General features: G+C 47.9%; 1 pseudogene. It reads left to right on the forward strand.

Going from position 1 to position 501, the window contains the following annotated elements:
- Positions 1-378, forward strand: a pseudogene (locus I6E61_RS14095) (NAD(P)(+) transhydrogenase (Re/Si-specific) subunit alpha); the annotation flags it as partial.
- Positions 379-501 lie beyond the last annotated feature (123 nt).

The following is a 501-nucleotide window of genomic DNA, read 5'->3' on the forward strand; positions in this document are numbered from 1 at the left end:
ACCACAGCACAGATTCCTGGTCGTAATGCCCCGCGTCTGGTACACGGTGCAACCCTTGCCAAAATGAAAGCAGGTTCAGTACTGATCGATATGGCGGCCGGTACCGGTGGTAACGTCGAAGGCAGCGTGCCTGACCAAACCATTACTACAGACAATGGCGTACGTATCGTTGGTGCTGCCAATATTCCATCGATGCTTGCAGCCCAGTCTTCAGATTTGTACGCCAACAACTTGGTTAACTTTATCACGACCTTAATTGCGCCTGCTGGCGATGACGCTTCAGCAAATGACTTATCGCTTAACGTAGACATGGAAGACGAGATTCAGGGCGCACTGGCAGTGACACATGACAATCAGGTACGACTGGCCAAACGCTAGTTTGACTGGCTAAGTTTTTACAGCCTGTCACCACAACATTGTTACCATTAACGTTGTCACCATACATTTGCCAGACATGAATAAATTTTAGGAGGATTAGATGATTGCCACTATTTTAGCGTC

The sequence above is a fragment of the Psychrobacter sp. NZS113 genome (assembly GCF_015864825.1).
GTDB lineage: Bacteria > Pseudomonadota > Gammaproteobacteria > Pseudomonadales > Moraxellaceae > Psychrobacter.